Origin of the sequence: Cryobacterium sp. CAN_C2 (assembly GCF_015751745.1) — a bacterium.
Taxonomy (GTDB): domain Bacteria; phylum Actinomycetota; class Actinomycetes; order Actinomycetales; family Microbacteriaceae; genus Cryobacterium.
Window position 1 is genome coordinate 53,021 of sequence record NZ_JADOUX010000009.1, and the last position, 22,136, is coordinate 75,156.

The window sequence follows — 22,136 nt, forward strand, 5'->3', positions numbered from 1 at the left end:
CCCGTCTCGGCCTACCGTTTCGCAGTCGGCCAGCGAGAATCTCGTGTCGGCGTAGCCAGGATTCTCGCGTGCTGGTGCCTTAGAAGTCCCAGTCGTCGTCTTCGGTCACGACGGCCTTACCGATCACGTATGACGAACCCGAGCCCGAGAAGAAGTCGTGGTTCTCGTCGCCGTTCGGTGAGAGCGCGGAGAGAATCGCCGGGTTCACGTCGCAGACGTCCTTCGGGAAGATCGCCTCGTAGCCGAGGTTCATCAGCGCCTTGTTCGCGTTGTAGTGCAAGAACATCTTCACGTCTTCGGTGAGGCCGACCTCGTCGTAGAGGTCCTGCGTGTACTGCACCTCGTTCTCGTACAGCTCGAACACGAGGTTGAAGGCGTAGTCCTTGATCTCATCGCGCCGCTCCTGGGTCTCCTTCTCCAGACCCTTCTGAAACTTGTAGCCGATGTAGTAGCCGTGCACCGCTTCATCACGAATGATCAAACGGATGAGGTCGGCCGTGTTGGTCAGGCGCGCCCGGCTGGAGAAATACATCGGCAGGTAGAAGCCCGAGTAGAACAGGAACGACTCGAGCAGCACCGAGGCAACCTTGCGCTTGAGCGGGTCATCGCCCTGGTAGTACTCCATGACGATCGAGGCCTTGCGCTGCAGGTTCTCGTTCTCCGTCGACCAGCGGAACGCTTCGTCGATGTCCTTGGTGTTACTCAGGGTGGAGAAGATCGACGAGTAGCTCTTGGCGTGCACCGACTCCATGAACGCAATGTTCGTGTATACCGCCTCTTCGTGCGGGGTGATCGCATCAGGGATGAGCGACACAGCACCGACGGTGCCCTGAATCGTGTCGAGCAGGGTCAACCCGGTGAACACGCGCAGGGTGAGCTGCTGCTCGACCGGCGTCAGCTGGTTCCACGACTGGATGTCGTTGCTGAGCGGAATCTTCTCGGGCAGCCAGAAGTTGTTGGTCAACCGGTTCCAGACCTCGACGTCTTTTTCGTCTTCGATCTTGTTCCAGTTGATCGCATCCACGTGCGAGACCAGCTTGAGCTTGTCAATCATTGTTTGTCCTTCTCGTAGGTCGTTGGTCAAGCCTGTCCAAACCAGACCGCTGGTCGAGACCGAGCAAACTTACAGCGCGCAGGAGACGCACCCCTCCACCTCGGTGCCCTCGAGAGCCATCTGGCGCAAACGGATGTAGTAAATGGTCTTGATGCCCTTTTTCCACGCGTAGATCTGGGCACGGTTGATGTCGCGGGTCGTCGCGGTGTCTTTGAAGAACAGCGTGAGCGAGAGCCCCTGGTCAACGTGCTGCGTAGCCGCGGCGTACACGTCGATGACCTTCTCAGCGCCGATCTCGTAGGCGTCCTGGTAGAAGTCCAAATTGTCGTTCGTCATGAACGGCGCCGGGTAGTACACGCGGCCCAGCTTGCCTTCTTTGCGAATCTCGATCTTCGCCGCGATCGGGTGAATCGAAGCGGTCGAGTTGTTGATGTACGAGATTGACCCAGTCGGCGGCACGGCTTGCAGGTTCTGGTTGTAGATACCGTGCTGCATAACGGATGCCTTCAGCTCGGCCCAGTCGGCCTGTGTCGGAATCGACACCCCGGCCTGGACGAAGAGCTCGGCACCGCGAGCCGTCGTCGGCCCCCAGACCTGGTCGGTGTACTTGTCGAAGAACGCGCCCGAGGCATAGGCGGAGTCTTCGAAGCCTTCAAAGGTGCGGCCACGTTCAATGGCGAGGTCGTTCGAGGTGCGCAGAGCGTGGAACAGCACCGTGTAGAAGTAGATGTTGGTGAAGTCGATGCTCTCATCACTGCCGTAGTAGACGCGCTCACGGGCGAGGTAGCCGTGCAGGTTCATCTGGCCAAGGCCGATGGCGTGCGAGCGGTCGTTGCCGTCTTCAATGGAACGAACAGAGCTGATGTGGCTCTGCTCGGATACCGCGTTGAGGCCGCGAATGGCGGCGTCGACGGTGCGGCCAAGGTCGCCGGAATCCATGGCGAGGGCGATGTTCATCGACCCGAGGTTGCAGGAGATGTCCTTGCCGATCTCGTTGTACGAGAGGTCCTCGTTGTAGGTCGTCGGGGTGTTCACCTGAAGAATCTCGGAGCACAGGTTCGACATGTTGATGCGGCCCTTGATCGGGTTCGTCTTGTTCACCGTGTCTTCGAACATGATGTACGGGTAGCCGGACTCGAACTGAATCTCGGCGAGTGTCTGAAAGAACTCGCGCGCCTTCATCTTCGACTTCTTGATGCGGGGGTTGTCGACCATCTCGTGGTACTTCTCGGTCACCGAGATGTCGGCGAACGGCACGCCGTAGACGCGCTCCACGTCGTAGGGCGAGAAGAGGTACATCCACTCGTCGTTCTTGGCCAGCTCGAAGGTGATATCGGGAATGACAACACCAAGCGAGAGAGTCTTGATTCGAATCTTCTCGTCGGCGTTCTCCCGCTTGGTGTCGAGAAAGCGCATGATGTCGGGGTGGTGCGCGTGCAGGTAGACAGCGCCGGCGCCCTGGCGGGCACCGAGCTGGTTGGCGTAGCTGAAAGAGTCCTCGAGCAGCTTCATAACGGGAATGATGCCGCTGGACTGGTTCTCGATCTGCTTGATCGGCGCGCCGGCCTCACGAATGTTGCTGAGCAGCAGCGCCACGCCGCCGCCGCGCTTGGAGAGTTGCAGCGAGGAGTTGATGCCGCGAGAGATCGACTCCATGTTGTCTTCGATGCGCAGCAGGAAGCACGAGACGAGCTCGCCGCGCTGGGCCTTGCCGGAGTTCAAGAAGGTAGGCGTCGCGGGCTGGAAGCGGCCGGCGATGATCTCTTCCACCAGGGCAACGGCGAGCTTCTCATCACCGGATGCGAGACCCAGCGCCGTCATGACGACGCGGTCTTCGAAACGCTCCAGGTATCGCTTGCCGTCAAAGGTTTTGAGCGTGTACGAGGTGTAGTACTTGAACGCACCGAGGAAGGACTGAAAACGGAACTTCTTGGAGTAGGCCAGATCGTTCAGGCTCGTGATGAATTCGAACGAGTACTGGTCGAGCACGGCCTGCTCGTAGTACTCCTTCTCGACCAGGTAGTCGAGGCGCTCGCGCAACGAATGAAAGAACACCGTGTTCTGGTTGACGTGCTGCAGAAAGAACTCGCGCGCCGCCTCGCGGTCCTTGTCGAACTGGATCTCCCCGTTCGAGCCATACAGGTTGAGCATCGCGTTGAGCGAGTGGTAATCCATGCCCGACGGTGCGTCAATGGGCATGATCTTCACGGCTGTCGTTTCCAAAATTCTTCCAATCCGTCGTGAACGATGCGCACATCATCCGGTGTTCCAAATACTTCGAAGCGGTAAAGGTGTGGCACCTTGCACTTGGCGGCGATGATGTCGCCGGCCAAGCAATAGGCCGTACCGAAATTCATGTTGCCGGCGCCGATGACGCCGCGAATCAAGGACCGGTTGGTCTCGTTGTTCAAAAATTTGATGACCTGCTTGGGTACCGCCCCGCCCGTACTGCCGCCGCCATAGGTAGGCACACAGAGCACGAACGGCTCCTTGGCGACGAGCGGTTCCTCGCGCGTATAAAGAGGTATACGCGAGGCAGGTCGGCCGAGCTTTTCAACGAACCGACGCGTGTTGCCCGAGACACTCGAGAAATACACCATGTCAGTCATCTACTGTGGCGATTCTGATCGGGCAAAACGTCTGGGCGATTGGGCATGCTGGGTGATTTTGCACCTACGCGAGGCGAGCGGCGAGTGCATTGATCTTGTCGGGACGAAAGCCCGACCAGTGCTCTTCGTCGGTGATCACGACGGGCGCCTGCAGGTAGCCCAAAGCCTTGACGGCCTCCAGAGCGTTTTCATCGATCGAGAGATCGAGCACCTCATACTCGATGCCCTTGTTGTCGAGGGCACGGTAGGTGGCCGCGCACTGCACGCAGGAGGGCTTCGTGTAAACGGTGATTGCCATGGTCATGGCCTCTCTTCTTGGCAGTTCAAGTCTAAATCTGTTCGACATGCTTCGCAAGTATGTTCGATATAACTTTTCGATCAGAGACGAGGATTCATCACAGATCGTGGTAGAAAATGAGCAAGTGTGCCGTCTGGCCGTAGCGCCTGACTAGAGTCTTAATACTACATCTAGTGATCCCTAAGCTCAATAGCCACTACATGCAGTAATTACAATTATGTAGTTATCCACCGACATTCCACATGTTGCACACAGTCCGGCACAGCAAAACCGCCCAGATTCCGCGGAACCGCACCCGGTTATCCACAGGCATAGTTCGCGACATTATTTCGTCTGTGGAATCTCAGTCGGCGTGTCGCGTGGTGGCCGGTCACTGAGCATCCTTCCACAACGCCAGACACGCACAAACGGGCCGGCCCCCACTGAAGTGGAGACCGGCCCGTCCAGCAGTGCTGGCTGCCAGCGGCTGCTGCTTTGCTACTTGGTCAGCGGCGACAGCTTCGGGTCGTTGGCGTACGCTTCGGCCGCATTGTCCTTGGTCACGATGACCGGCGGGAGCAGGAACGCTGGAACGATCTTGTTGCCGTTGTTGTAGGTGTCATCGTTGGTCTCGGGAGTACCGCCGGTCTGCAAAGTCTTGACCATGTCGATGGCCTGCTTCACGAGAACGCGGGTGTCCTTGTTAATGGTGGAGTACTGCTCGCCAGCCATGATCGATTTGACCGACTCCACTTCGGAGTCCTGACCGGTCACGACGGGGATGGGCTTGCCTGCGGCCTTCACCGAGGTGATGATCGCGCGGGCCAGGGTGTCGTTCGGCGACAGCACGCCGTCGATTTCCTGGCTTCCATAGGTGCTGGTGAGGAGCGAGTCCATGCGGCTCTGCGCGTTCTCCGGCTTCCAGTCCGCGGTTGCGGTCTGCTTGATGTCGGTCTGACCCGAGGCGACGACGAGGGTTCCGTCGTCGATCTTCGGCTGCAGCACGCTCATGGCGCCGTTGAAGAACACCGGCGCATTGGCGTCAGCGGAGTTACCGGAGAACAGTTCAATGTTGTACGGTCCCTCGGGCTTTTTGGCCGCGAGACCGTCAAGCAGCGCCTGGCCCTGCAGTTCACCCACCTTGAAGTTGTCGTAGGCCACGTAGTAATCAACGTTATCGGTGTTGAGAATGAGGCGGTCGTAGGCAATGACGATGGCACCGGCGTCACGAGCGTCCTTCACCTGGGTGCCGAGCTGGCCACCGTCCTGTGCACCGATGACGATGACCTTGGCACCGTTTGTGACCATGGCCGAGATCTGGTCCTGCTGGTCCTTCACCGTGGTCGAGGCTCCGGCGTACTGTACGTCACCCTTGAACCCGGCTGCCTTGAGTCCGTCTTCAAACAGACCACCGGCAAGTACCCAGTTCTCGCTCGTCTTGGAAGGGAGGGCAACGCCGATGACGGAGTCCGCCGGGAATCCAGCTGCGGCGCTGCCGCCGGCCGCCTCTGGCGCCCGGCTGGAGCAACCGGAGAGCGCCATGAGCGCCACCGCGGCGACCGCTGTGACCGTGAGAATTTTTCGCATGTGAATCACTTTCTGTTCGTTGGGTTGAAAGAGGTGGAGCAGGAAAATCGTCAGACCGATGGCGTTCGAGGAACGCTTTCGTTCAGTTGGTGGGGCGGTCTGCGGGCCGCGCCGAGGCCGGCGTACCGGAATCGGGGAGCACTGCGGGCGGCGGCGTGGGCGGGTCCGAAACCTTGCGGTTGCGGGTGAGCAAGCCGATAATTGACGGCCGGCCCTGGCTCTTGTTCCAGACGTCGACACCGACGGCGACCAGGAGTACGAGCCCCTTGATGATCTGCACCAGGTCGCTCCCCACGCCGAGCAGCTGCAGGCCATTGTTCAGCACGGCCATGACCAAACCACCGACAATGGAGCCGATCACCGTGCCGATGCCGCCCGACACCGCGGCGCCACCGATGAAGACCGCGGCGATCGCGTCAAGCTCCCAGCTGAGGCCGTCTTGTGGGCCGGATGCCCCGGCGCGAGCCACAAAGATCATGCCGGCCAGCGAGGCCAGGATCGACATGTTCATCATGACGAGAAAGTTCACCCGCCGCGAGTTGACGCCCGAGAGCTCGGCGGCGAGCTTGTTGCCGCCGACAGCGTAAACGTGGCGTCCGAGGATGGTGTTACGAGTGACGAAGCTGTAGAACAGCACGAGTACGCCGAGGATGATGCCCGAAACCGGGAAGCTCGTACCGACGCGGCCCCCGGCGAACAGGAAGGTTGCGTAGATGACGACGGCATCGAGGACGCCGATCTTGAGCACGCTGGCCCAGAGCGGGGTCATCTCGGAGTGCATCGTCTTCTGCACCCGCCGCGCTCGCCACTCCCGAACAGCGATAGCGATAGCGATCGCAAAGCCAAGAAGCAGGGTGAGGTTGTTGTACCCGGTTACTGGTCCCACCTCCGGCAGATAGCCGGCACCGATCACGGTGAAGCCTTCCGGCACTGGCACCGTGTTGGCGTTGCCGAAGAACTGGTTGCCACCGCGAAAGATCAGCATGCCGGCCAGGGTCACGATAAAGGCGGGCACCCCAATGTAGGCCACCCAGAACCCCTGCCAGGCTCCGATCACGGCACCGACCAGCAGGCCGAACAGTACGGCCAGTGGCCAGGGAAAATTCCACTCAGTCATCGAGGTCGCCACGACGATGCCGGAGAACGCCGCGACGGAGCCGACCGACAGATCGATGTGTCCGGCGATGATCACCATGACCATGCCGATAGCGAGAATGAGGATGTAGGAGTACTGGCTGACCAGGTTGATCAGGTTGCCCGGGGAGAGGGTGAGGCCATCGGTCAGAATCTCGAACAGAACGATGATGGCGATCAGGCTGAACAGGATTCCGAACTGGCGCAGGTTGTTCTTGCCGCTGCCGAAGATCGACCTTCGTCCTTCGACCTTTTTCGTGTCGATCGGGGCCGTGTTGCTGCTCATATGCTGCGCACCTTCTTCTTGGCAGAGGTCATGCTTTTCATCAGGGATTCCGGGTCGGCATCCACACCGTCAATGCAGTCGGTGATGGCGCCCTCGAAGATTGTGTAAATGCGGTCGGCCAGACCAAGCAGTTCCGGCAGCTCGGACGAGATCAGGATCACGCCCTTGCCTTGGGCGGCGAGCGCCTGGATGATTCCGTAAATCTCGTATTTTGCCCCGACATCGATGCCGCGGGTGGGTTCGTCCAGAATCAGGATGTCGGGGTCAGTGAACATCCACTTGGCCAGCACCACCTTTTGCTGGTTGCCGCCGGACAGCTTGCTCACACCCATGTCAACGTTGGGGGTCTTGATGCGCAGGTTCTTGCGATACTCCTCCGCGATCGAGTACTCCTTGGCATCGTTCACCACCGGGCCGGCCGAGATCTTCGAGAGTTTGGCCGAGACGATGGAGCGTTTGATGTCGTCGAGCAGGTTGAGCCCGAGTGCCTTGCGGTCCTCGCTCACGTAGGCGAGACCATGTTCGATCGCCTCGCCGACGTTGCGCAGCTCGATCTCCCTGCCGTCCTTGAAGATGCGGCCGGAGATGAAGTTGCCATAGGAGCGACCGAAGATGCTCATGGCGAGCTCGGTGCGTCCGGCGCCCATCAGCCCCGCGATGCCGACGATCTCACCGGTACGTACGGTCAGGTTCGACCCCTTCACGACCATCCGCTCGGACACCTGCGGGTGTTGCACGGTCCAATCGCGCACCTCGAAGAACACCTCGCCGATCTTCGGTGTGCGGTCGGGAAACCGGCTCTCCAGGCTGCGTCCGACCATGCCGCGAATGATGCGGTCTTCGTTGACCCCGTCCGCAGCGATATCGAGGGTCTCAATCGCCCGGCCGTCACGAATGATGGTGATCGAGTCGGCGATCTGCTCGATCTCGTTGAGCTTGTGCGAGATCATGATGGAGCTGATGCCCTTACCCTTGAGCCCCCGAATGAGATCGAGCAGATGCTGGGAATCGGCTTCGTTGAGGGCGGCGGTCGGCTCGTCGAGTATCAGCACCTTCACCGATTTGTTCAGCGCCTTGGCGATTTCGACCAGTTGTTGCTTGCCGACGCCGATGTTCTTGATCAGGGTGTCAGGGTCGTCGCGGAGGCCGACCCGCGCGAGCAGTTCGTAGGCGGTGCGTTTGGCTCCGACCCAGTCGATGGCGCCCCACCGGGTGGGTTCATTGCCGAGAAAGATGTTCTCGGTGATGGAGAGTTCGGGAATGAGGGCGAGTTCCTGGTGGATGATGGCGATTCCGGCGGCTTCGCTCGAGCGGATGTCCTTGAACCGCATCTCGGTGCCCTGAAAGATGATGTCGCCCGAGTAGGAGCCGTACGGGTAGACGCCGGAGAGCACCTTCATGAGCGTGGACTTGCCGGCACCGTTCTCACCGCAGATCGCATGGATCTCTCCGGCCATGACGGTGAGCGACACGTTGGACAGCGCTTTTACGCCGGGAAACTCCTTGGTGATGGAACGCATCTCCAAGATCACGTGCTCAAGCGTCATCGGTTCACTCCTCCGTCAGCCACTATTGTGACCGTTCACATCGAACTCAATGTTCGCCTGTGCGACCAGCCGTGTCAAGGCCCGTTAATAACGCTTAAGTAACGGCAGCCGAGACACCGGCACGGGGCCGGTGGACCCTCGTACGACCAGGCGCGGCGCGACCGGACCGACGGCCACCTCAACGGGCATGCCCATCGCGGCGAGCAGCGCAGCAAAGGCACGCTGACCGATCGCCTCGAAGTCCTGGTGCACCGTCGTCAGGGGCGGCCAGCTGTGGCTGGCCACCGGCACATCGTCGAATCCGACCACGCTCACGTCGCCCGGAACGCTGAGCCCAGCGTCGTGCAGCGCATGCAGCAGTCCCAGGGCCATCTCGTCATTGGCCGCGAACACCGCAGAGAAGTCCCGCGATCGCAATAGCTCCTGACCCGCGAAATAGCCGAAGTCAGCGGTCCAGTCTCCCAGGATCGGCGGGTGGGTCATGAGATCGGCATCGTCGATCTCGAGCAGAAATCCGCGCATCCGTGCTTCAGCTTCGTTCCAGTCCTGCGGCCCGGCCAGGTGCACGATCTCGCGGTGACCGAGATCGATGAGGTGGCGGGTCGCCATCTTCGCGCCCAGAATCTGGTCGGCCGCGAGCGCCCGCAGATCGTGCTTTCTCGTGGACTGCAGGCTGACATACGGAACAGCGATGTCGAGACGCTCGAGCACGTCGAAGACCCGCTCCTGGGGCGCGATGATCACGAGACCCTCAACCGCCTGGTCGAGGAGGTGCTCCAGTGCGTCCTCGATCGCGGCCGGGTCGGCCACGCTCAGGTTTGCGGTGTCGACGAAGTACCCCTGCCTCCGGGCGGCATCTTCGATGGCCGCGACGCTGCGCGCTGGGCCGTACTGCGCGCTCGACGCGGTGAGAACGCCGATCGTGCGCGACCGCCCCTTCGACAGCGCTCTGGCCGCTTGGTTCGGCCGGTATTGCAGTTCCTCCATCGCCTGGAGTATGCGCGCCTTGGTGGTCGCCCGAATGCTCGGGTGGTCGTTGAGCACTCGTGACACCGTCTGGTGGGACACTCCGGCGAGGCGCGCAACATCACGGATGCTGGGTGCGCGATCTTTAGGAAGATCTGCCGACATGACAACCTTGCTCGCATGTGCACGGTCACAATTGTGAGCGCAGCTCCATTATGCACTCCGGCCGGATTTCCCGGGAAACGAGTTTCCTGCGCCCCCCGGCTCGGCGAGCGCCGCCAGAGGCGCACGACGGGACAGGCAAAACAGACCACACTGTACGCATGCCCATTCTCAACAAAGACATGACCCTGTGCATTTCGTTGTCGGCCCGGCCCAGCAATCTGGGTACACGGTTTCACAACTATCTCTACGAGGAGTTGGGCCTGAACTTCATCTACAAGGCTTTCGCTCCGGTCAACCTGGCCGACGCCATCGCGGGCGTGCGCGGGCTAGGAATTCGCGGCTGTGCCGTGTCGATGCCCTACAAGGAAGACGTCATCGCGCTCATCGATGAAATGGATGCTTCGGCGTCGGCCATCAACTCGGTCAACACGATCGTGAACGACGGCGGCCACCTGACCGCGTACAACACCGACTATTCCGCCGTGCAGCGCCTGCTGGCCGAGCACGATGTGCCCAGCGCCCTGTCGGTGATCGTGCGCGGCAGCGGCGGCATGGCGAAGGCCGTCGCGGCGGCGCTGCACCATGCCGGGTTTATTCGGGGAACGATCGTGGCGCGCAATGAGGTGACCGGCCGGGCCGTGGCCACGCTCTACGGCTACGACTGGGCGCCGGAGGTCGGCGCCCTCACCGCCGACCTGATCGTCAACGTGACTCCGGTGGGAATGGCGGGCGGCGCTGACGCCGATCACACGTCGTTCCCGGCCACTGCGATCATCGCGGCGAGCGTCGTCTTTGACGTCGTGGCCTCCCCCGCCGAAACGCCACTCATTGTGGCGGCACGAAAGCTTGGCACGGCGGTCATCACCGGCGCCGAGGTCGTGGCGTTACAGGCCGAAGAGCAGTTCTTCCTCTACACCGGCATTCGCCCCACACCCGATCAGGTGCGCCGCGCCTCCGCCTTCTCCCGCACCCCCTGACCCGGCACTCCCCGCGTTCCGGGCCCGGAACGCGGGCCCACGATCTCACCTGCGCCCGCGTTCCTCAGGAGGGCCCCGGCCGAAGATGAGGCCCGAGTTCAGGCGCGGGGCAGCGCGCTCTCCAGATCGGCAATGAGGTCGGCGACATCTTCGATCCCGACCGACAGCCGCACGATGTTGTCGGCCACCTCCAGTTCGGTGCCGCGCACCGAGGCGTGCGTCATCTCAGAGGGGTAGTTCACGAGCGACTCCACGCCGCCGAGCGATTCAGCCAGCTGAAACAGGTGCATCGACTCCGCGAACAGGCGCGCGGCGGCGGCGCCACCGGCGAAAGCGACGGAAATCATGCCGCCGAAGCCGGACATTTGCTTTTTCGCCAGCTCGTGGCCGGGGTGGCCGGGCAGTCCCGGGTAGTAGACCTGCTCGATCGCGGGGTGGCCGTCAAGGTACTCGGCGATGGCCTGGGCGTTGGTGCAGTGGCGATCCATGCGCACCGAGAGCGTTTTGATGCCGCGCACGGTGAGCCAGGAGTCGAGCGGAGCCGACACCGGGCCGGCCGCGAACTGCAGAAACTGAGCCTTCTCGTAGAGTTCGTCGTCGTTGATGATGAGCGCGCCGCCGAGCACGTCGGAGTGGCCGCCGAGATACTTCGTGGTCGAGTGCACGACGACGTCGGCGCCAAGTGCAAGCGGATGCTGCAGCGCGGGTGACGCAAAGGTGTTATCGACGATCGCGACGATACCGTGGCGGTGCGCGATCTCGGCGAGCGCCGCAATGTCGCTGATCTTCATGAGCGGGTTGCTCGGGGTCTCGACCCAGAGAATCTTGGTTTCCGGGCGGATGGCCGCTTCGACCGCCGAGAGGTCGCTCATCTCCACCGTGGTGTTGTGCACGCCCCAGGCGGCGTGCACCTTGTTGATGAGCCGGTGGGTTCCGCCGTAGACGTCGTTGCCGAGCACGACGTGATCGCCGGGCTTGAGAATGGCGCGCAGAATGGTGTCTTCAGCGGCGAGTCCGCTCGCGAAGGACAGCCCGTGCGTGCCGCCCTCGAGCGCGGCGAGCAGGCTCTCGAGCACGGTGCGGGTGGGGTTGCCGCCACGGCTGTACTCGTAGCCGCCGCGTAGGTTGCCGATGCCGTCCTGCACGTAGGTGGAGGTCTGGTAGATCGGCGGGATGACGGCGCCGGTGGTCGCGTCGAATTCCTGACCGGCGTGGATGGCGATCGTGTCGAACTTCTGGGTGTTGACCATTGCGTGCTCCCTGCTGGTGATGTGCTCGTGAAAGAGCGCGTGAATAAAACGGAAGGTTAGATGCTCAGGTAGCTGAGCAGGTCGTGCCGGGTGACGACGCCGAGCGGCTTGCCACCGTCGGTCACCAGCAGAGCGTCGTGCTCCGCGAAGGCAGCGCGCGCGGCGGCGACCGGTTCGTTGACGCCGATCAGCGGCAGCGCCTCGCCGACGATCGAGCCGACCCGGTCGGTGAGTTTGGCGTCACCGGAGAAGACCAGGCCCATCAGGGCACGCTCATCGATCGCGCCGAGCACCTCGCCCATGACGACGGGCGGCTTGGCGCTCAGCACGAGCAGCTGCGAGACGCCCTGGCTCGTCATGGTTTCGATCGCTGCGTGCACGGTGTCGCCCGGGTGCACATAGACCAGTGCCGGCAGGCGCCCGGTCTTCGATTCGAGCAAATTGGCCACCGTGTGCCCGGCCGGGGCATTGCTGAACCCGAAGCTGCGCATCCACCCATCGTTGAAGATTTTGCCGAGGTAGCCGCGGCCGCCGTCGGGCAGGAGCACGACGATCGTATCGTCGGGTCCGAGCTTTTCGGCCGCGCGCAGAGCCGCCACGACGGCCATTCCGCTGGAGCCCCCGACAAGGATTCCCTCTTCCAGGGCGAGCCGGCGGGTCATGGCAAAGGAGTCGGCGTCGGAGACGGCAATGACCTCGTGCACGACCGTGGGGTCGTAGGCACCCGGCCAGAAGTCCTCGCCGACACCCTCGACCAGGTAGGGGCGGCCGGTGCCGCCGGAGTACACCGAACCTTCCGGGTCGGCGCCGATGATGCGCACGGCGTCGTTCGAGACCTCGCGCAGGTAGCGGCCCGTGCCGCTGATGGTGCCGCCGGTCCCGACGCCGGCGACGAAGTGGGTGATCGTTCCGTCGGTGTCGCGCCAGATTTCGGGGCCGGTCGTCTCGTAGTGGCTGAGTGGGCCATTCGGGTTGAAGTACTGATTGGGCTTGTAGGCGCCCGGGATATCGCGGGCCAGCCGGTCCGAGACGCTGTAGTAGGACTCGGGATCCTCCGGCGCAACGGATGTCGGCGTCACGACGATCTCGGCGCCGTACGCGGTCAGTACGTTGCGTTTGTCCTCGCCGACCTTGTCGGGCAGCACGAACACGCACTTGTAGCCACGCTGCTGGGCCACCAGTGCCAGGCCAACGCCGGTGTTGCCCGACGTGGGCTCAACGATCGTGCCACCGGGCTTTAGGAGCCCGTCACGCTCGGCGGCGTCGATGATACGCACCGCGATGCGGTCCTTCGCCGAGCCGCCCGGGTTGAGATATTCGAGCTTCACGAGCACCGTCGCGGTCAGCCCTGCGGAGACCTTGTGGAGTTTGACCAGTGGGGTGTCACCGATGAGGTCAAGAATGGTGTCTGCGATTTTCATGGGAAATTCCTTCTGTCGAGCCGCGCATCATGGGCAGGAGCGGCCTCGGGTTGCACACTGGGCGGGTTGCAGACCGGCCCGTCGGCGGCCGGTCACGAACGTGGAGGGTCGACTAGCGACAGCAGCAACACGACGAATGAACGGGCACGAGCTCAGTCTATCGGGCGGCGAGAGCTGGCGACCAGCCTGAGAAATAACTGTGAGACCGGCATCAGGGGAAGCAACAGGGACGACTGATACCTTCGAATAGAAGTAGCTCCCACAGAGAGGCCCTCGTGACCCCCCAGCCCGGTTCCCCCGTGAACAAAGCGTCGATCAAGGACGAACGTGCTGCCAAGCGCGCGAAGAAGCTGGAGGAATACCACCGCCAGCAAAAGCGCGGCAAGCGTAACCGCCTGATCGGCATCATCGGCGGCGCAGTGGCCGTCGTCGCTATCGTCGCCCTCGTCGTGGCAGCGTTCGTGCTCGCCCCGAAGGCCGCCAACTATGCGGGCGGCGGCGCTGGCGATGCGTCAAAGATCGACGGGGTGGAGACATTCACCAACACGACCGGCCACGTCGAGACGGCCGTCACGTATGAGCAGACACCGCCCGCCGGCGGCGAGCACAACCCGGCCTGGCTCAACTGCGGCGTCTATGATCAGGCTGTTCCGAACGAGAACGCCGTGCACTCGCTCGAGCACGGCGCCATTTGGGTCACCTACGACCCGTCGATCTCCGACGCCCAGCTGAAAACGCTCAAGGCGAAGCTGCCCTCGACCTACGTCATCCTCTCGCCCTTTGAGGGCATTCCCGCACCGATCGTGCTGAGCGGCTGGAACTCACAGTTGAAGGTCAATAGCGCTGACGACCCCCGCATCACCGAGTTCTTCACCGAATTCTGGAAGAGCACCAACGTACCCGAAAACAATTCCCCCTGCTCGGGTGCGCTCGACGCGCCCGGCAAAGTCTCCTAACGCGCACGACCGCCCGATACCGTGACGTCTGACACCGCACAGCCTGCGACCACAGCGCATTCTCGATCAGCGGATGCTCGCCCACCGCGCCAGCGCCGCTCGGTTCTTCGTGCCGTCGCTGCCACTGTTGTGGTCACCGCGCTCGCCGTCGGTGCCGTGGCTTTCTCGGCCGGACGGCTGAGCACGATCGCCGAAGCCGCGCCCAACACGACGAGTGTCGAGGCGGGTTTCTCCCGGGACATGCAGGAGCATCACAATCAGGGCGTCGAACTCGCCATGATCGTGCGCGACCGTACCCAGGACGCGCCGGTGCGGCTGCTTGCCTACGACATTGCGACGACGCAGGCCAACCAGAGCGGGCAGATGTCGGGGTGGCTCGCTGTGTGGGGCCTTCCGCAGTTCTCCCCTGAACCCTCCATGACCTGGATGACCCGCCCGACTCTGGCAGGAGAGTCGCACGATGCCTCCCACGCCACCGGAACCGACGGGGAACCCGCGTCCGCCCATGTCGCCGGGGATCCGATGCCCGGCCTGGCGACCGCCCCGCAGATTGCGGCCCTCACTGCGGCATCCGGTGCGGAAGCGGAGCGGCAGTTTCTCGCCATCATGATCGCGCACCACCAGGGTGCGATCGAGATGGCCGAGGTGGTGCTCGACCGCAGCACCAATGAGACCGTGCGGATCTTCGCTACCGCCGTCGTGTTGAGCCAGAAGTCTGAGATCGACCTGATGACCGGGATGCTCGCCGACCGTTCGTAACCCGCCCCGGTCCGGGCTCTCTGCGCCGGGCCCACCTTCCAAACGCGTGCCCAACTTCTATCGTGGGCCCACTGTTTGGGCCCGGGCCCGGACAGTTCGGCTCGCCCGGACAACGGAGCTAAGAGGTGGGCAGGCGCGCGGGAGAGTCTGCGGCGGGGGAGGTGGCGGTGATTTGGCGGGCGTAGAGGCTCGCGTAGACCGCACCCCGCGCGAGCAGTTCGGCGTGGGTGCCGCGCTCGACGATGCGGCCGGCATCGACGACGAAGATCACGTCGGCGTCGACAATCGTGGACAGGCGGTGGGCGATCGCGATGGTGGTACGACCGTGGCTGGCGGTGTCGAGGGCGCCCTGCACCACGCTCTCCGAAATCGAGTCAAGCGCACTCGTGGCCTCATCGAGTATCAGCACCGGCGGATCCTTCAAGAGCACCCGCGCGATGGCGATGCGCTGTTTCTCGCCGCCGGAGAGCCGGTAGCCGCGTTCCCCGACCATCGTGTCGTACTTGTCGGGGAACGAGTCGATCGTGTCGTGAATGTTCGCGGCGCGCGCCGCCGTAACCAGCTCGGCATCCGTCGCCTCCGGTTTGGCGTAGCGCAGGTTCTCGGCGATCGTTGCGTGGAACAGGTAGGTTTCCTGGCTCACGATGCCGATGTGCGACACGAGCGATTCCTGCTGCAGGTCGCGCACGTCGAGACCGGAGAACAGCAGCCGCCCGGCCGAGGCCTCGTAGAAGCGCGGAATCAGGTACGACACGGTGGTTTTTCCGGCGCCCGAGGGGCCGACGAAGGCGGCGAACTGGCCCGGCTCGATCGTCAACGACACATCGTCGAGGGTCGGACGGGCGTCGGCGTCGGCATCCGGGTAGTTGAAACGCACGTGATCGAACTCGATCCGGCCGCGCGCGGCGCTGGCCGCCGGCACCAGGGTAGCGTCGGGTTTGTCGCTGATCGCCGGCTTCAGGTCGAGGTATTCGAAGATGCGGGCGAACAGTGCGCTCGAGGTCTGCAGGTCAAGGGCGACCCGCATGAGACCGAGCAACGGAAAGATCAGTCGCGCCTGCACGGTCGTGAAGGCCACGATCGTGCCGGGCGTGACATCCGTGGTGCCGTTGAACATGAGCGCCCCGGCAACGAGATACACAATGGCGGGAATCGCCGACAGGAACACGCTCACCGTGGCGAAGAACCACTGACCGCTCATCTGCTGGCTCACCTGCAGCCGCACCTGGTTGCGGTTCTCCTCGGCATAGCGGTCGATCTCGTTCTGCTGCCGGGTGAAACTCTTCGACAGCAGAATGCCCGACACGCTCAGGGTTTCCTGCGTGATCGCGGTCATGTCCGACAGTGATTCCTGTGTCTTGCCGGCGATGCGCGCTCGCACCTGACCGACGCGGCGCTGGGCCGACACCAGAACCGGCATCAGCACGACGGCCACGATGGTCAGTTGCCAGTTCAGCAGCAGCATGGCCACGAAGGCGGCGATCACCGTGACGGTGTTGCCCAGGATGCTGGATATCGTGTTGGTCAGCACCGTCGCGACGCCGCCGACGTCGTTTTGCAGCCGCGACTGAATCACGCCGGTCTTGGTCTTGGTGAAGAAGCTCAGCTCCATCGCCTGCAGGTGAGTGAACAGGCGCACGCGCAGCGCCCCCATGACCTTATTGCCGACGCTCGCGGTGAGCCAGGTCTGCCAGACACCGAGCAGAGCGTTGACCAGGAAGACGCCGAGCATGAGCGCCACAAGAACCCCGAGCACCGAAAGGTTGGGGATGCCGCCGGGTGGAAACAGTCCGTCGTCGAAGGCACGTTGGGTGAGCAGTGGCGGCACGACCGAGAGGGCAGCGCTGATCAGAACGAGCACGACGGTGATGACGAGGGTCGTGCGGTGCGGGGCGAACAGGTCGCCGACGCGATTGAGTAGGTGCGGGATGCGCGGGGCGAGCGCGTTCTCTGCTCGCTGCGCCGCAGCATCCGCTCCGCTGACTCGCTTGCGCGGGCGCTCCACGCCCGCCTGTTGCCGCGGACCGTGGCCCGGGGCACCGTGCATTCCACTCATGCATTCACTCTAAACGTCACTACAGACCAACCAGAACGGATGCCCGTGGCCGCGCCGACCACGGGCACCCATTTTCTTGCCGAACGGGCCCTTAGCCCTTCGTCGAACCGGCGAGTAGGCCGCGCACGAAGAAGCGTTGCAGGGAAAAGAACACGATCAGCGGCACCAGGATCGACAGGAACGCACCGGCCGTGAGCAGATGCCAGTCCTGCCCGCGGGCACCGGATAGTTCGGCGAGCAGTTTGGTCATCGGGGCGACCGCGCCGTCGGCGAAGATCAGCGCCACCAGTAGGTCGTTCCAGACCCAGAGAAACTGGAAGATGGCGATCGACGCGATGGCCGGCATCGTCAGCGGCAACACGATGCGAAAGAAGATCTGCCCGTGACCGGCGCCATCGACCCGAGCGGCTTCGATGACCTCGCTCGGTATCTCCGAAACGAAGTTGTGCAGCAGGTAGATGGCAAGGGGAAGAGCAAACATGGTGTGCGCGATCCAGACTTGCGAATAGCCGCTGCCCGGGTTGAGTGCCGCGACGACCGGGTAACCAAAAACGGTGCCGCCGGAGAAGAATTGCAACAGCGGCACGAGTGCCATCTGAATCGGCACGATCTGCAGGGCGAATACTCCGATGAACATCACGTTCTTGCCACGGAAGTCAATCCAGGCAAACGCGTAGGCCGCGAGGCTGGCGATCATCAATGGGATGAGCGTGGCCGGCAGGGTGATCGCGACCGAGTTGATGAACGCCCCGGCCAGGTCGAGCTGACTATTGCCGGCGGCGAGCGCCTCGGTGTAGTTATCGAAGGTGAACCCGGTGTTGGTGAAGATGGTCCACCAGCCGGTGGTGCGCACCTCCTGGGCGGGCCGGAACGACGACACCAGCAGGCCCAGGGTGGGAATCGACCACACCACCGCGATGATGAGCGCCCCAATGGTCGCCCCGCGGCTGGTCAGGCGTTTCTTGGTCCTGCGGGCGACCGTGGACTCCATGCGTCGTTCACCACGGCGAACCTGCCGCTTGGTCTGGGTGTCCAGCGGAAGTTCTACCGGCATGACCGCGCTCATCGGATTTCCCTCTGCTTCTTAATCTGGCGGGCGTTATAGACAACGATCGGGAGCACGAGCAGGAACAGCACCAGTGCGAAGGCGGCGGAGCGGCCCTGCTCGAAATTCTTGAACTGGGTGTACATCTCGTTGGCCACGACGCTGGTCTCGTTCGACCCGGCCGTCGTGGTGCGCACAATGTCGAAGACCTTGAGCGAGACAATAGAAATTGTCGTCAGAACGACGACGAGGGCGCTGCGGATACCGGGAACGGTCACGTTCACGAACTGCTGCCAGGCGTTGGTGCCGTCGAGTTCGGCAGCCTCCATCTGCTCAGTCGGTACGCCCTTGATCGCGGCAGACAGCACCACCATGGCGAACCCGGTCTGCACCCAGATCAGAATCACGATCAGGAACAGGGTGTTGAAGGGAGACACCGACAGAAAGTCGACCGGCTGTCCGCCGAACATGACCACGAGCTGGTTCAGCAGGCCAATCTGCTCCTGGTCGGCCGGACGCGCCGTGTAGACGAAACGCCAGATGATGGATGCTCCCACCAGCGAGATGGCCATCGGCATGAAGACCAGAATCTTGAAGTATTTCTCACCGCGGCTCTTGTCGATAAAGACCGCGTAGGCGAGGCCGGCGATGGTCGAGATGGTGGGAACGATGAGTACCCAGACGATCGTGTTCAGCACGATGCGCACATTGTTGGGCTGGGTGAAAATCCAGACAAAGTTGTCGAAGCCGACGAACCGGTCGCCTCGAGCGCTCATGAAGGCCTGCACTGTGGTCTGGATCGTCGGAATGACGAGGCCGATAGCCAGCAGGATCACGGCGGGGGCAAGGAAACCGACAAGCTGGAATAAGTACCCAGCACCCTTTCGCGACCGGTAGTCGAGGTAGAAGAAGCCGAGGCCCAGTACACCGGCGCCGATGATAGCCCACGTATAGGAGTTGCCGGCGACGAGGATCAGGAGGGGCGCCAACACACAGACGGAGAGGCGGATGATCGTGTAGATCCGGCCGGAGCGGGGAGCAATCTCAACGAAGAACAAGATTGCGCCGACAACCACAACGAAAGCCAGGATGATGATGGGAACTTGTGCCAGCGCGGGCAGTTGCGCCAACCAGGAGAAGAACGCGGACATCTGAATCCTTTCGAGTACGACAGTGTGACCCGAAGGTCGCGCGCGAACCATAAAAAACGTGTCGATAACGCTCACCTCGAGTGCGAGGTGTGCCGCCCGTGTCTAGAGGCGGGCGGCACACCGGTCATGCCTGTGGTGCTGATCTAGCTTGACGGCCAGCCTGCTTCGATGCTGGTCAGCACCTCGGAGGTGGGAGTTCCGTTGATCCAGCTGACGATGCCCTTGAAGAACGTTCCGGAACCTACCGCACCCGGCATCAGGTCGGAGGCGTCAAAGCGGAACGTGGTGTCGGGATCCTGCAAAATCCTGATCGATTCCGCGAGGATCGGGCTGTCGACGAGGTCGGGGTCGACACCCGAGTTGGCGCTGATACCGCCACCGATCGACACGAGACTGTTGGCCCACTCCGGGGTGGAGAGGTATTCCTGCACGGCCTGGGTGTCCGCGTCATCGGCGAAGGCACCCACGATCTCGCCACCACCGACAACGGCCTGGCCACCGGCTTCGATCGACGGCGTCATGAACGCCCAGATGTCCGAGTCCGGGCCGACCTTGCCGCCGGCGTCGCCGAGGAACCCGTCGAAGAAGGATGCCTGGTGGGTCAGAGCGCAGGTACCGGCGACGATGGGCGCAGCCACGTCACCGAACGGGACGCTGTTGATCGATTTGACGTCACCGAAGCCGGCGTTCACGTAGTCCGGGTTGAGCAGGATCTCACCGACCGAGTCAAAGGCTTCGGCGATGGCAGGATCGGTGAACGGAACCTCATTGGCCACCCACTGGTCGTAGACGTCCGGGCCGGCCTGACGCAGCACGAGGTCTTCGACCCAGTCCGTTCCCGGCCACCCGGTGGCATCCCCGGAACCGAATCCGGCACACCACGGCGCCGCACCGGTCTTCTCCTGAATGGTCTTGGTCACGGTGAGGAGTTCGTCCCAGGTCGTGGGTACCTCGACGCCCCATTCCTTGAACTTGGCGGGCGAGAACCAGATGAAGCCCTTGAGGTTGGCTTTGAACGGAGCGCCGTAGAAGACGTCGTCCACGGTTCCGTACGCCTTCCAGTCCTCCGACCAGTATTCGTCAACGTTCGCTTCAACGGCCGCCGGGGCCGGCTTGATAAACTTGCGGCTGGCCAGGTCGGCCAACAGGCCAGGCTGGGGAAAGATGCCGATGTCGGGGGGATTGCCACCCTGAGCACGAATGGAGATCTGAGACTCGAACTCCTTCGACGATTCGTACTGAATGTCGATGTTGTTTTCTTTCTCCCAGTCAGCCCAGGACTTTTCGAGCTGTTCCGCTTCGAAGTCTGCGATGGTGCTGTAGACGGTGACGACGCCGTCGCCCTCCGCTCCGGCGTCATTCGTGGTTGACCCGGGGCCGCCGGAGCAACCGGCCAGGGCCAGACCAGCAATCGCCGCCATCGCGATGGGTGCTGTAATTCGACGGTGCAGGGAAGTCCGCATCTTGTATCTCCTCATTGAGTGTTGCCGGATCGAGTCGTGCCGGATTGAGTCGTGCCGGATTGATCAGGACGGTTGAGCGCTGGACACTGCCTGCGTTCGGCTGGAATTCGGGAACCGGTTCCAGACCATAAATTACGTCACCCTTTTGGGGATAGCAAGTGCGCAAACATAACGAAATGGCAAAGATATCGACAGCGTTGCCGCCGGATACCAAATTTTAGTGAAGAACTGGACGGAAAATCAAGGGCATCACTGGAACCGATTCCATACGGGGCGAGAGCACGCTAATGTGAACGCATAGACCCCAAGGACGGAGGCCGTATGAGTGCTATCGGCGATGTCGCGCGTCTTGCCGGCGTGGCAAAGGCCACCGCCAGTCGGGCGCTCAGCGGCCGGGGCTACGTCTCGGCCGAGACTCGCGAAAAGGTCGTCGCGGCTGCACGCGAAATTGGCTACGTCGCTTCACCCAATGCGGCGAGTCTGGTGACCGGACGCACCCAAAGTGTTGGCGTGATCATCCCCTTCATCAGCCGGTGGTTCTTCGGCGAGGTGCTCGAAAGCCTGGAACGGGCACTGCTCGCGCAGGGTTACGACATGACCCTCTACAACTTGCCGCCGGAGTCCCCCGAACGCGACCGGGTCTTCGACTTCTTTTTGGCGCGCAAGCGATTCGACGGCATCATCTCTGTCGGCGTCGCCCTGAGCGAACAGGAAGTCGACCACCTGCACCGGCTCGGCCGCCCGCTGGTCGGCATCGGCGGGCCGATCCGGGGCGTTCCGACGATCGAGATCGATGACGTAGCCGCGGCCCGGCTGGCGACCGAGCACCTGCTCAGCCTGGGGCACCACGACATCGTGCACGTGGGCGGCAGCCAGGCGGACGAAATGGATTTTCAGGTGCACAGCAATCGCCTGCGGGGGTTTCACAATGCGATGCTGGCCGTCGGCGTCCCGGTGAGTGGACGCTTCTACGCCTGCGAATTCACGATGCCCGGCGGTTATGCCCGCGGCCTGGCCGTGCTCGGAGACCCGCGGCGTCGACCCACGGCCATCTTCGCCGCGAGCGATGAGATTGCCTTCGGGCTGATTCTGGCCGCGAGAGAATTGGGGATCAGTGTTCCCACAGAGCTCAGCGTGATTGGCATCGACGGTCATCCGCACGCCGAGATGTTTCGTCTCACCACCCTGGCGCAGCACCCGCGGGCGCAGGGAGAACGCGCCGTGCGCACCCTCCTCGCCGAACTTGCAGCCCGTGGCGAAACGAGTTTCCGCGCGAGCACGCGTTCCGAGGTGGGTGGCCCGGAGAGCCGAGCGGGTTCGCTGGTCCTGCCGACCACCCTGATCATTCGGTCGTCCACGAGCGCCCCGCGGGGTCGCTCGTCTTAACCAGTCAACAAGAAAAGGGGCGCCGATTCCCTGCGGAAACGACGCCC

The 22,136-nt window shown here is 62.7% G+C and carries 18 protein-coding genes; 4 read left to right on the forward strand and 14 right to left on the reverse strand.

The genetic code is table 11. From position 1 onward, the window contains the following. Window positions 1–79: 79 nt before the first annotated feature. The 8 genes from nrdF to IWX77_RS09100 all read right to left on the reverse strand — a co-directional run bounded on the left by nrdF (window position 80) and on the right by IWX77_RS09100 (window position 9,625). A complete protein-coding gene (gene nrdF / locus IWX77_RS09065; RefSeq protein WP_196844189.1) occupies window positions 80–1,054 on the reverse strand; it encodes a class 1b ribonucleoside-diphosphate reductase subunit beta in 975 nt (324 codons plus the stop codon). A 69-nt stretch (window positions 1,055–1,123) separates the two neighbouring features. Further along, window positions 1,124–3,253, reverse strand: a complete 2,130-nt coding sequence (nrdE, locus tag IWX77_RS09070) for a class 1b ribonucleoside-diphosphate reductase subunit alpha (protein ID WP_297414593.1) — start codon at window positions 3,251–3,253, stop codon at window positions 1,124–1,126. A gap of 5 nt (window positions 3,254–3,258) precedes the next feature. After that, window positions 3,259–3,663: a class Ib ribonucleoside-diphosphate reductase assembly flavoprotein NrdI gene (gene nrdI, locus IWX77_RS09075; RefSeq protein ID WP_196844190.1), complete on the reverse strand. Its 405-nt coding sequence runs from the start codon at window positions 3,661–3,663 to the stop codon at window positions 3,259–3,261. 64 nt (window positions 3,664–3,727) lie between these two features. Continuing rightward, on the reverse strand, window positions 3,728–3,961 hold the full coding sequence (gene nrdH, locus IWX77_RS09080) for a glutaredoxin-like protein NrdH (protein ID WP_196844269.1): 234 nt from the start codon (window positions 3,959–3,961) through the stop codon (window positions 3,728–3,730). A 477-nt stretch (window positions 3,962–4,438) separates the two neighbouring features. Continuing rightward, window positions 4,439–5,527: a substrate-binding domain-containing protein gene (locus tag IWX77_RS09085; RefSeq protein WP_196844191.1), complete on the reverse strand. Its 1,089-nt coding sequence runs from the start codon at window positions 5,525–5,527 to the stop codon at window positions 4,439–4,441. 82 nt (window positions 5,528–5,609) lie between these two features. Continuing rightward, window positions 5,610–6,947: a multiple monosaccharide ABC transporter permease gene (gene mmsB / locus IWX77_RS09090; protein ID WP_196844192.1), complete on the reverse strand. Its 1,338-nt coding sequence runs from the start codon at window positions 6,945–6,947 to the stop codon at window positions 5,610–5,612. Beyond that, on the reverse strand, window positions 6,944–8,494 hold the full coding sequence (gene mmsA / locus IWX77_RS09095; protein WP_196844193.1) for a multiple monosaccharide ABC transporter ATP-binding protein: 1,551 nt from the start codon (window positions 8,492–8,494) through the stop codon (window positions 6,944–6,946). The genes mmsB and mmsA overlap by 4 nt, the downstream gene beginning before the upstream one ends. A gap of 84 nt (window positions 8,495–8,578) precedes the next feature. Further along, a complete protein-coding gene (locus IWX77_RS09100; protein ID WP_196844194.1) occupies window positions 8,579–9,625 on the reverse strand; it encodes a LacI family DNA-binding transcriptional regulator in 1,047 nt (348 codons plus the stop codon). Window positions 9,626–9,783: 158 nt separating this feature from the next. Between IWX77_RS09100 and IWX77_RS09105 the strand changes: the two genes are divergently transcribed. Next, window positions 9,784–10,602, forward strand: a complete 819-nt coding sequence (locus IWX77_RS09105) for a shikimate 5-dehydrogenase (protein WP_196844195.1) — start codon at window positions 9,784–9,786, stop codon at window positions 10,600–10,602. 98 nt (window positions 10,603–10,700) lie between these two features. Here the strand turns inward: IWX77_RS09105 and IWX77_RS09110 are convergent, their stop codons facing one another. Further along, on the reverse strand, window positions 10,701–11,852 hold the full coding sequence (locus tag IWX77_RS09110; protein WP_196844196.1) for a cystathionine gamma-synthase: 1,152 nt from the start codon (window positions 11,850–11,852) through the stop codon (window positions 10,701–10,703). Window positions 11,853–11,908: 56 nt separating this feature from the next. Next, on the reverse strand, window positions 11,909–13,273 hold the full coding sequence (locus IWX77_RS09115) for a cystathionine beta-synthase (RefSeq protein WP_196844197.1): 1,365 nt from the start codon (window positions 13,271–13,273) through the stop codon (window positions 11,909–11,911). Window positions 13,274–13,548: 275 nt separating this feature from the next. On the opposite strand from IWX77_RS09115, the gene IWX77_RS09120 reads away from it, so the two are divergent. After that, entirely contained in the window at window positions 13,549–14,229 is a 681-nt protein-coding gene (locus IWX77_RS09120) for a DUF3105 domain-containing protein (protein WP_196844198.1), read from the forward strand. A gap of 21 nt (window positions 14,230–14,250) precedes the next feature. Beyond that, window positions 14,251–14,988 carry a DUF305 domain-containing protein gene (locus IWX77_RS09125; protein WP_196844199.1) on the forward strand — a complete coding sequence of 246 codons (738 nt, stop codon included), beginning with the start codon at window positions 14,251–14,253 and terminating at the stop codon, window positions 14,986–14,988. Window positions 14,989–15,106: 118 nt separating this feature from the next. On the opposite strand, the gene IWX77_RS09130 is transcribed toward IWX77_RS09125, so the two are convergent. The 4 genes from IWX77_RS09130 to IWX77_RS09145 all read right to left on the reverse strand — a co-directional run bounded on the left by IWX77_RS09130 (window position 15,107) and on the right by IWX77_RS09145 (window position 20,703). Then, window positions 15,107–17,044, reverse strand: coding sequence for an ABC transporter ATP-binding protein (locus IWX77_RS09130; protein WP_442784454.1), 1,938 nt, complete (start codon window positions 17,042–17,044; stop codon window positions 15,107–15,109). Window positions 17,045–17,135: 91 nt separating this feature from the next. Next, window positions 17,136–18,110 carry a carbohydrate ABC transporter permease gene (locus IWX77_RS09135; protein WP_196844200.1) on the reverse strand — a complete coding sequence of 325 codons (975 nt, stop codon included), beginning with the start codon at window positions 18,108–18,110 and terminating at the stop codon, window positions 17,136–17,138. Further along, window positions 18,107–19,240 carry a carbohydrate ABC transporter permease gene (locus tag IWX77_RS09140; protein WP_196844201.1) on the reverse strand — a complete coding sequence of 378 codons (1,134 nt, stop codon included), beginning with the start codon at window positions 19,238–19,240 and terminating at the stop codon, window positions 18,107–18,109. The genes IWX77_RS09135 and IWX77_RS09140 overlap by 4 nt, the downstream gene beginning before the upstream one ends. Window positions 19,241–19,383: 143 nt before the next feature. After that, on the reverse strand, window positions 19,384–20,703 hold the full coding sequence (locus IWX77_RS09145) for an ABC transporter substrate-binding protein (protein ID WP_196844202.1): 1,320 nt from the start codon (window positions 20,701–20,703) through the stop codon (window positions 19,384–19,386). A gap of 321 nt (window positions 20,704–21,024) precedes the next feature. On the opposite strand from IWX77_RS09145, the gene IWX77_RS09150 reads away from it, so the two are divergent. Beyond that, window positions 21,025–22,089 carry a LacI family DNA-binding transcriptional regulator gene (locus IWX77_RS09150; RefSeq protein WP_196844203.1) on the forward strand — a complete coding sequence of 355 codons (1,065 nt, stop codon included), beginning with the start codon at window positions 21,025–21,027 and terminating at the stop codon, window positions 22,087–22,089. Window positions 22,090–22,136 lie beyond the last annotated feature (47 nt).

Excerpts from the sequence above, each read along its gene's own strand:
- IWX77_RS09115 (WP_196844197.1), bottom strand. The coding sequence starts at position 13,273 with ATGAAAATCGCAGACACCATTCTTGACCTCATCGGTGACACCCCACTG.
- mmsB (WP_196844192.1), bottom strand. The coding sequence starts at position 6,947 with ATGAGCAGCAACACGGCCCCGATCGACACGAAAAAGGTCGAAGGACGA.
- IWX77_RS09105 (WP_196844195.1), top strand. The coding sequence starts at position 9,784 with ATGCCCATTCTCAACAAAGACATGACCCTGTGCATTTCGTTGTCGGCC.
- IWX77_RS09085 (WP_196844191.1), bottom strand. The coding sequence starts at position 5,527 with ATGCGAAAAATTCTCACGGTCACAGCGGTCGCCGCGGTGGCGCTCATG.
- IWX77_RS09135 (WP_196844200.1), bottom strand. The coding sequence starts at position 18,110 with ATGAGCGCGGTCATGCCGGTAGAACTTCCGCTGGACACCCAGACCAAG.
- nrdI (WP_196844190.1), bottom strand. The coding sequence starts at position 3,663 with ATGACTGACATGGTGTATTTCTCGAGTGTCTCGGGCAACACGCGTCGG.
- IWX77_RS09150 (WP_196844203.1), top strand. The coding sequence starts at position 21,025 with ATGAGTGCTATCGGCGATGTCGCGCGTCTTGCCGGCGTGGCAAAGGCC.
- IWX77_RS09110 (WP_196844196.1), bottom strand. The coding sequence starts at position 11,852 with ATGGTCAACACCCAGAAGTTCGACACGATCGCCATCCACGCCGGTCAG.
- IWX77_RS09100 (WP_196844194.1), bottom strand. The coding sequence starts at position 9,625 with ATGTCGGCAGATCTTCCTAAAGATCGCGCACCCAGCATCCGTGATGTT.
- nrdF (WP_196844189.1), bottom strand. The coding sequence starts at position 1,054 with ATGATTGACAAGCTCAAGCTGGTCTCGCACGTGGATGCGATCAACTGG.
- nrdH (WP_196844269.1), bottom strand. The coding sequence starts at position 3,961 with ATGGCAATCACCGTTTACACGAAGCCCTCCTGCGTGCAGTGCGCGGCC.
- IWX77_RS09145 (WP_196844202.1), bottom strand. The coding sequence starts at position 20,703 with ATGCGGACTTCCCTGCACCGTCGAATTACAGCACCCATCGCGATGGCG.
- IWX77_RS09130 (WP_442784454.1), bottom strand. The coding sequence starts at position 17,044 with ATGAGTGGAATGCACGGTGCCCCGGGCCACGGTCCGCGGCAACAGGCG.
- nrdE (WP_297414593.1), bottom strand. The coding sequence starts at position 3,253 with ATGCCCATTGACGCACCGTCGGGCATGGATTACCACTCGCTCAACGCG.
- mmsA (WP_196844193.1), bottom strand. The coding sequence starts at position 8,494 with ATGACGCTTGAGCACGTGATCTTGGAGATGCGTTCCATCACCAAGGAG.
- IWX77_RS09140 (WP_196844201.1), bottom strand. The coding sequence starts at position 19,240 with ATGTCCGCGTTCTTCTCCTGGTTGGCGCAACTGCCCGCGCTGGCACAA.